This window comes from Geminocystis sp. CENA526, assembly GCF_050753365.1.
Taxonomy (GTDB): Bacteria; Cyanobacteriota; Cyanobacteriia; order Cyanobacteriales; family Cyanobacteriaceae; genus Geminocystis.
The window spans coordinates 1-8,657 of the sequence record NZ_JBLZFY010000139.1 but is presented as its reverse complement, the minus strand read 5'-3'; the positions used below and the strand labels follow the sequence as shown (position 1 = coordinate 8,657).

General features: G+C 33.6%; 7 protein-coding genes. 1 reads left to right on the top strand and 6 read right to left on the bottom strand.

Going from position 1 to position 8,657, the window contains the following annotated elements:
• Nucleotides 1-197: 197 nt before the first annotated feature.
• From ACN4EE_RS20885 to amt, 6 genes are all read right to left on the bottom strand, one after another.
• Nucleotides 198-821 carry a glycosyltransferase gene (locus ACN4EE_RS20885; protein ID WP_431708436.1) on the bottom strand — a complete coding sequence of 208 codons (624 nt, stop codon included), beginning with the start codon at nucleotides 819-821 and terminating at the stop codon, nucleotides 198-200.
• A 14-nt stretch (nucleotides 822-835) separates the two neighbouring features.
• On the bottom strand, nucleotides 836-1,201 hold the full coding sequence (locus tag ACN4EE_RS20880; RefSeq protein WP_431708435.1) for a hypothetical protein: 366 nt from the start codon (nucleotides 1,199-1,201) through the stop codon (nucleotides 836-838).
• 87 nt (nucleotides 1,202-1,288) lie between these two features.
• Nucleotides 1,289-1,567: a hypothetical protein gene (locus ACN4EE_RS20875; RefSeq protein WP_431708434.1), complete on the bottom strand. Its 279-nt coding sequence runs from the start codon at nucleotides 1,565-1,567 to the stop codon at nucleotides 1,289-1,291.
• A gap of 148 nt (nucleotides 1,568-1,715) precedes the next feature.
• Entirely contained in the window at nucleotides 1,716-2,639 is a 924-nt protein-coding gene (locus tag ACN4EE_RS20870) for an Hpt domain-containing protein (protein WP_431708433.1), read from the bottom strand.
• Nucleotides 2,640-2,948: 309 nt separating this feature from the next.
• A complete protein-coding gene (locus ACN4EE_RS20865) occupies nucleotides 2,949-4,412 on the bottom strand; it encodes a diguanylate cyclase (protein ID WP_431708432.1) in 1,464 nt (487 codons plus the stop codon).
• Between the two features lie 381 nt (nucleotides 4,413-4,793).
• The gene (gene amt, locus ACN4EE_RS20860; RefSeq protein ID WP_431708431.1) at nucleotides 4,794-7,583 is read right to left on the bottom strand and encodes an ammonium transporter; all 2,790 of its coding nucleotides are present in this window, start codon (nucleotides 7,581-7,583) and stop codon (nucleotides 4,794-4,796) included.
• A 200-nt stretch (nucleotides 7,584-7,783) separates the two neighbouring features.
• Between amt and ACN4EE_RS20855 the strand changes: the two genes are divergently transcribed.
• On the top strand, nucleotides 7,784-8,515 hold the full coding sequence (locus tag ACN4EE_RS20855; protein ID WP_431708437.1) for a cytochrome c biogenesis protein CcdA: 732 nt from the start codon (nucleotides 7,784-7,786) through the stop codon (nucleotides 8,513-8,515).
• The last annotated feature ends 142 nt before the right edge of the window (nucleotides 8,516-8,657 follow it).

The window sequence follows — 8,657 nt, the reverse complement described above, 5'->3', positions numbered from 1 at the left end:
TTCCCTTTTCCCTTTTCCCTCTTCCCTATCTTCATCAAAAGACTTTTTCAGCAACCCCTAACTAGCTGTGTAATAAATTCCACATCTAACATTTTTCGTTCAATAAATTGAACTAATAAAATAGAATTTGACTTAGAAAAAGTCTAGTTTCCAAACAATAAATTAAAGGCAATATATCCCAGAAATTTTGTTTTTTTTCAAAGGTAAAAGTTTGAGTACACGATCGAACTAGGATTATAAACTATTTCTGCTTCTATCTCCCGTAAAATGCGATAATAAATACTAACCTCTTGGGAATTAACTGGAGTTAAATTGAGATTATTTGCTTGTTGTAAATATTTTTTTCTTACCGCAATATTTGCTATTTGATTATCATAAAAATTACTCCATTCAAAATTATTTTGATGCCAAAAATTAGTAATTATTTTTCTAAATTTATGATTATCTTTACCCTGACAAATTTCTCCTGCAACAATATTAATATTAGAATTATTAAAAGACTTAATTAAATTTTCTAACCAATGAGCATCAGGATAACAATTAGCATCAATAAAGACGATAATTTCACCTCGACAACTATCTAAAATATTCTGACAAATATCATTAGTAGCAAATTTTTGCACGTTTTTAATATTGTACTTTAGACAAATATTATTAACTTGTGAATAATTTTTTTTCAAAGAAAGATTATTGATAAATATAATCTCATATTGTCCTAAATTTTTGCCCTGATTAGTAATATTTTCAAACAATTTTTCAAGATATTTAGGACTATTATTTAAAGTAATAACGATCGAACAAAAACAAGGTGAATTTAGCAAAGTGAATTAATAATTTAATTAGTAGTGTTTGGTGTAGTTTGATTGTTAAGTACGGGAAGAAGTCTTCTTGCAGGAGATACTTGTGGTTTATCTGGTTCGGTTTTTGCTTCAGGAGTATTTGCAGGTGTTGCGTTGGGGGGAGTCTCAGTCTCACCACCATTAGGTGAAACAGGAGGATTATTGGTAGCCGTAGGAGGGGGAGGAGTGGTAACAGTGGAATTAGTGGAAGTTTCTGGTTTATTTGATTCACAGATGAAACTCAGGTTGATTTGATTCCCATTGGCATCAATTAAATAACAAAGGGGTGAACTTTGAGCGGATTTTACATAACTTATTGTAGTTACGATCGAAACTCCGATTAACAAAAAGTATTTATTCATGGTTTTAGAAATAATTGATTATTTTTATTGTAACTTACAAGGTTGAAAGAGATTGTTTGACGGTTTTTAATGACAAAATCTCGTTATTTACCATGTTTTTTTGATCACAAAATCGGGACATTCGATCGCTAATTCTGTGTTAGCAATTCGAGGTTGAAGGGTACATTTTAGATGATAATTATTAGTGAAATATTGACATTCACTACAGGGAATTTTGTGCATAATTTCTCCCCTTTTTTTAATATCTCTGAAACCACCAATTAATGTGGACAATAATATCCCCAAGAAAACCCAAGCAACCACAAAATAAATCGGTTGTAAATAGATATTATATCGATCGAGTAACTCAGTAATCAACGGCAACATGACTAGAATTAAGAATTAAGAATTAAGAATTAAGAATTAAGAATTTAAAAACTCCACTTGTCCAAAATAAATGAATTTTGATAGTAAGTCTGAAAATGCTCTATTTTCAGGGAAAATCGTACTGGTATAATTATGATCGAAAATCAACCTAGTGAGTAGTTTGGAGTAAATTAACTAATTTAGAAATTTGTTCTCGATTGAAAATTTTAGTAATAGTTTCGGCGGCAATGGTAGGATCGACACTGATTAATACTTGAGGTAACTTAGAATAAGCTAATTGTTCTAATCCTTGAGATGGTGCTATTTCTGAACCCTTACCAACTTCTAGGCAGTCTCCTGCTAGTTTAACTTCTTTAATAATAACAGGGGCTAATAAACGATAGGAATGTTTCGGATTAGCAATAGCTTGTTTTGCACATTTTATCAGATTTTGCCAACCGTTTTCTGTAGGCGCTATTTGACTTAATTTATCACAAATACTCTGTAACTGTTGCCGATTGTTAGGAGTCGCATCCTGTTTAAAAATTACTAACATTTGTTGCAATATCTGCCTTACCTGCATCACAACTTCGTTATTAGGAATAGCGGTAAGGGAAGGACTTGCAGCACGAACAGAAGCGGATGTAACTGGCTCAGTAGCGGGAATTTCTCCATCGGCTAATTGTTGAATATAATTTAATAATTCTACAAAATGAGGTTCGGCAGTTTCCATAATTTGTTCGCCTTCTTCCTCTGATAATCCTAAAGGACCTTGTAAACGTTCCAACAAATCCTGTAGAATATCATATACTTTCAGGAAAAGACTTTCTAAAGTTTGATCTGTTTGAATGGGATCATCCCTAAGTATTTTAAACGCATCTTCAAGACGATGGGCAGTTTTAGAAATACTTGTGAAATTCAACATTGCCGCTCCCCCTTTGATGGAGTGTGCCGCCCTAAATAGTTCATTTATACTTTCTTCATCATTAACGGCGGAAGATAAATCTAAAATACCTTTTTCAATGGTTTCTAAATGTTCTTTTGCTTCCTCGATGAAATAACCAACAATCCTTTCATTATTTCCGTTATCCATAGCCTTTACCCCCAGAAACTAAAAACTAAATGCCTATTGTGAGTCTTTCAATATAATAATAACTGATTATATCTGAATTAGAAAGAAAAATTAATTAGGGTTTGCTGAATAAATCTGAAGACTATAAAAATCAAGGATTGAGACAGACTACATTAACGTTCGTAGTGCGCAGTTTTAGTTATTTTTAATCGAAAACTAGGCACAAAAACACAAAATACAAATATTACACTCTGGTATAATAACTCCAAAACTATTACCTATTACTTTTCTTCATCAAAATAATTTTTGAGCAAACCCTACTTATCAAATTTATCCTCCTGACAAAACGGGTGCATCTTCTTGATATTTAACTTGATTTCTGCCACTTTCTTTGGCATGATATAACGCATTATCTGCCATTTTAATTAAAGATTCAATACTACTATCACCAGAAGGAATAACCGAAGCAACCCCTAAACTCAAAGTTATATATTTACTAACTTGGGATTTTTTATGTAATATTTTTAATTTCTCGATTTCCTGCCTTAATTTTTCTGCTAAAATTACTGCTTTTTCTAAAGGAGTATTGGGTAAAATAATTGCAAATTCTTCACCACCATAACGGGCTAAAAAATCAGATGATCTTTTGAGAAAATTGTCTATAGTTTTAGCTACTTTAATTAAACATTTATCTCCAGGTTGATGTCCATAAAAATCATTATAAGGTTTAAAATAGTCCACATCACATAAAATGAGAGATAAGGGTTGTTTTTCCCTGCCACAACGTTGCCATTCTTGAGTTAAAGTTTTGTCGAAAAAGTGGCGATTATAAACTCCCGTTAAACCATCAACCGTTGCTAATTTACTTAGTTTCAATTCTAGTTTTTTTCTAACGGTAATATCTCTAACGGTGACAGAAAAACCATCCCCTAATTTAACCGCTATAAAGTGAAACCATTTTTGTCCCGTTTTATGATTATATCGAATATCCTGTTCTAAAGATTTACCGCTTTCTACTACTTTAATAAAAGCTGGAAATAAATTAGGTTGAATTTTATTAATAAATTTTTTAAAAACTAATTTTCCTGTTAAATCCTCAGGTTGACTATTAAAAATTTGGGCTGTGACAGGATTAACCACGATACAACGAAAATCTTTTATTTCTCCGCTTTGTGTATCTCTGACGGCTTCTAAGGCGGCAATACCATCAAGGGAAGCGTTTAAAATACTGGAAATTAATGCTCTTGATTGATATAATATCGCTTCTGCTTCTTTTCTTTGACGAATTTCTTGCTTTAAGTTTTCTTGTTCTTTTTTGATTAATTCTTGCTCTTTTTCTAATAATTTTCTCTGGGTTTGGATAGTTAATTGACTGGTAATTCTGGCGATAACTTCTTCTTCTTGAAAAGGCTTGGTTATATAATCAATTCCTCCTACTTCAAAGGCTTTTATTTTATCAAATACATCACTTAAAGCACTAATAAAAATCACGGGAATATGTTTCGTTTTTGGATTAGATTTCAACTGCTGACAAACAGTATAACCATCCATATCAGGCATTAAAATATCTAATAAAATTAAGTCGGGAGGATTTGATTGCGCTGCAATTATGGCACTTTCTCCATCGGGCGCTTTTTTAACTTTATAATTTTTTCCTTCTAACATCTTAGAAAGTACTCTCAAATTAGCCGGTTGATCATCTACTATTAAGATACTTTCTACTAAATTATTTTCCGATACATAATCAGACTCATTCATTAATTTATATAAATATTTTATATCACAATTAACCATTAAAATTATTCCTTTGATTTCCTGATAAAATTTTACTTCTTAGATTTTTAAATTTGGTGTTAAAATTTGTTAATAAAATATAGCAGTTTTAAATAGTTAGTTAAAAAAATAGATAATAGATACTTTAAGAATGTAGAATTTAGAAGGCAAAATATGAAATTAATGCCTTATTATTTTTACTTCTTACCTTAAAAAGATTGCTTCGTTATCTCGCAATGACAATATCACAATATAAGAGATTGTTTCGTTACCTCGCAGTGACAATATCACAATATGAGAGATTGCGTCATTACCTTGCAATGACAATATCACCAGGAAAGGATAGAAGGCTTAGAGAGATAACAGAGAGTTGTTTAATTCTTAATTTTTAATTCTTAATTCTTAATTCTCAATGAGTTTTCTAATTTTTTTGAGTTGAAAATTATCGACCAAATTTGTCAGTTGTTCTATCAAGATATTATATTCTTGGGGAATTTGTGCTATCAATTCTAATATTAACTCATCATCAAGATCAACAGATGCTTGATATAATTCTTCTATCCATAAGGGAGGCATTACTTCTAAATCCTCTAAGGTTAAGGGTTGATTTGTTGATGCAGTAGCGGTGTGAGTTTCTTCTTCATAAATATATTCGACTCCTAAGTGTTTTGCCATTGCCTCAAAAATAACGGATTCTTTAAAGGGTTTTCTGATAAAATCGTCACATCCTGCGGATAAAATAACGGCTTTTTCTTCTTCTAACACACTGGCGGTTAAGGCAATTATAGCGGTGGCGTTTCCTTTAATTGTGCCTTTGATGTGTTGAGTGGCTTCGTAACCATCCATGACTGGCATTCGCATATCCATCCAGATTAGATGAGGTTTCCAATTATCCCAGATTTCGATGGCTTCTTTGCCGTTACCAGCCTCTTTTAACTCAAATCCTAATGGTTGCAGTAGTTTGATTAATAGTAAACGATTCATGGGTCGATCGTCCACTACTAGGATTCTATACCTTTGTTGTCCTGATTTTAAGGCTACCACATGACGGGAGTACGATCGAGCTTCTATTTCCACATCATTGGCATTGACGACTTTTGCGACAATATCAAAACTAAAAATACTCCCTTCCCCTAGTTTACTTTTGATGGTGATGTCTCCTCCCATGAGTTGGACAAATTTACGGCTGATAGGTAAACCTAAACCAGTGCCTTCTTGGCTATTTCTACCAACTTCGGTTTGGGAGAAGGCTTCAAATACTTTGCCTAAGTCTTCATCAGCAATTCCTGCCCCCGTGTCTTCCACCGCAAAGGTAATATTAATCTCATCCCCCTTAATTCGTTGATTCGGATTGATATAAACAAACAGGTTAACCCCTCCTTCTTCGGTGAATTTGATACCGTTGTTTAAGAGGTTAATCAATACTTGACGTAATTTTGTCTCGTCTGTACAAATATAACGGGGTACATTATTTTCTCGCTCAAAGTTTAACTGTAATTCCTTATCTTCGGCTTTTAAGTGGAATAAATCTTCAATTTCGGCTAATAATGTATAGAGATCAAAGTTTTTCTCGTTTAATGTCATTTTTCCTGCTTCTATCTTTGACAAGTCTAAGACATTATTAATTAAATTCAAGAGATAGTTACCACTGCGATGAATTATGTTAATATTTTCCTGATGATCTTCTGGTAAGGTTTTCGATCGCATCATAATTTGAGAGAAACCTAAAATAGCATTCATGGGAGTGCGCAATTCGTGACTCATATTCGCCAAAAAGATACTTTTAGTTTGATTGGCTATTTCGGCTTTTTCCTTCGCATGGGCTAATTCAATATTTCCTGCTTGAAGTTGAGCGGTGGATTTCTCCAGTGACTCCATCACTTGATTATAACGAGTAGCAATATGCCCTACTTCCGTAAAAGGTTCAACAGGCACACGCAAACTAAGGTCTTGTGTTTCAATTTGCTCATCCATAATCGTCAGCAAATCATAGACTTCAGTTTTTGCTCTATGTTCAGATACATTTAACCCTATGTTTTCTTCTTCTAAAGATACCCGTAAAGGAAAAAAGCGATTAGTGAGGTTTAACAGTAACCACGCCACCCCAAAACCCCAAACAAAACACACCAAAATCCCTAATAACTGTACCCAGAATTGCTGAAAAGGCGTTAATCCCGTGCCTAATAAGTCTGGATTACCAAACAAGGCAACAGCTAAAACTCCCCATGTACCTGCTACACCATGTACTGCAACAGCATCCACCGCATCATCTATTTTATAACGCTCTAATTGATTTTTTGCCCATAACATTAAATAAGCCCCAATGGCACCAATAATCACGGCTTGGGGGGTAGAGACAACATGACAACAGGCGGTGATAGAAACTAACCCTGCGATCGTACCATTCATCAAAAATTCCACTTCGGGTATTTTATACTTTTGCCATCCAAAAAAGCAACCGCTAATCATTCCAGCTACTCCTCCCATGAGGGTATTAACTAAAATTCTCGGCACATGATTATTAAACAGTAGAATGCTACCGCCATTAAAGCCAAACCACGCTATCCATAACAGCATCACTCCTAAAACCGACATTGGTATATTTGAACCATTGATTTTACGAGCATAACCATTCATGGCAAAACGCCCCTCACGAGCCCCTATAATCAATAAAAGGGCAAATGCTACCCAAGCCCCGATCGAATGAACTACTGTACACCCTGCAAAGTCCACAAAACCTAACTTTCCTAACCATCCCGTAAAATTCTCCATCGTATTCAATCCATTCCATGCCCAATGCCCGAAAAAAGGGTATATAATGCCAGAAATAATGATAGATGCCACAATATAGGAACTAAATTTTAACCTTTCTGCTACCGCACCTGATACGATCGTAGTAGCTGTACTGCAAAACATCGCTTGAAACAGGAAAAAAGCCCCCAAATCCGCATCATCCCCCATATCTAGGAAGAATCCATCCGCACCAATCCAACCCCACCAACTGAATCCGAACATGATACCATAACCGAACATCCAGAAAAGTGCGACAGAGATACCAAAATCTGCTAAGTTCTTAACAGCTACATTTATGTTGTTCTTCGATCGAGTTAACCCCGACTCCAAACACATAAACCCCGGTTGCATTAAAAACACCAACCCTGCACATATTAAAATCCATTGCAAGTCAGTCATAATAGTGAATAGTGAATAGTGAATAGTGAATAGTGAATAGTGAATACTGGATGGTGGATAGTGAAGATGATAGGGTGATAGGGGGATAGGGGGATAGGGTGAAGCAAAACGACAAAAATTACTTATTACTTATTACTTATTACTCATTACTCCTTACTCATTACTCATTACTTATTTCTCATTCTTAATTCTTAATAATGATTTTTCAATCTGTATCCACAAAACTGTATCATTTGCAACAATTAGCAGAACAATTAGTCGCTAACCAATTAAATCATCTTAGTGTTTTTTCTATTATTATCATCTTATTTACAGGATTAATCACCAGTTTGACTCCCTGTATGTTATCCATGCTTCCCCTGACGATTGCTTATATCGGAGGCTATGAAAATAAGGGCAAATTCGCTTCTTTTTTACAATCAACTTATTTTGCTTTAGGATTAGCAACTACTTTAGCTATTTTAGGAGTTTTTGCTGCCTTACTGGGTAAAGTTTACGGGCAAATTGGTATCGGTTTACCTATCATTGTCAGTTCGATCGCTATTATAATGGGTTTAAATTTATTAGATATAATCCCCTTAAAATTTCCTAATTGGGATACCTCAAATTGGATAAGAGATAATTTTCCTAACAGTTTAAAATCTTATCTTTTAGGATTAACATTTGGTTTAATTGCCTCTCCTTGCAGTACCCCAGTTTTACTTGCATTATTAGCCTATATTGCTAATAGTAAAAATTTAGTTATTGGTGTTGTTTTTCTTGTTTCTTATGCAATAGGCTATGTTTTTCCTTTAATCTTAGCTGGTACTTTTACAGGAACATTAAAAAGTTTTCTAAATTTACGCATTATTACTCAGTGGATAAATCCCCTTAGTGGAGCAGTTTTATTAATATTTGGAATTTTTTCTTTAGCCTCTCGTTTTACTATTTAGTAGAAAATTTTTTGGCTCTTCTACAGTAGTTATGATATTTTAGTAATAAATAATCGTTAAAAGTATTGATATATAATAGATTTAGGATTTTAAAAATGCAAAATATTATAAATTTACAGTTTTAATTTAACCTAACACCTGC

Bases quoted from the DNA above. Each gene is read 5' to 3' on its own strand.
- ACN4EE_RS20880 (WP_431708435.1), bottom strand. From the start codon at position 1,201: ATGAATAAATACTTTTTGTTAATCGGAGTTTCGATCGTAACTACAATA.
- ACN4EE_RS20875 (WP_431708434.1), bottom strand. From the start codon at position 1,567: ATGTTGCCGTTGATTACTGAGTTACTCGATCGATATAATATCTATTTA.
- ACN4EE_RS20870 (WP_431708433.1), bottom strand. From the start codon at position 2,639: ATGGATAACGGAAATAATGAAAGGATTGTTGGTTATTTCATCGAGGAA.
- ACN4EE_RS20865 (WP_431708432.1), bottom strand. From the start codon at position 4,412: ATGGTTAATTGTGATATAAAATATTTATATAAATTAATGAATGAGTCT.
- amt (WP_431708431.1), bottom strand. From the start codon at position 7,583: ATGACTGACTTGCAATGGATTTTAATATGTGCAGGGTTGGTGTTTTTA.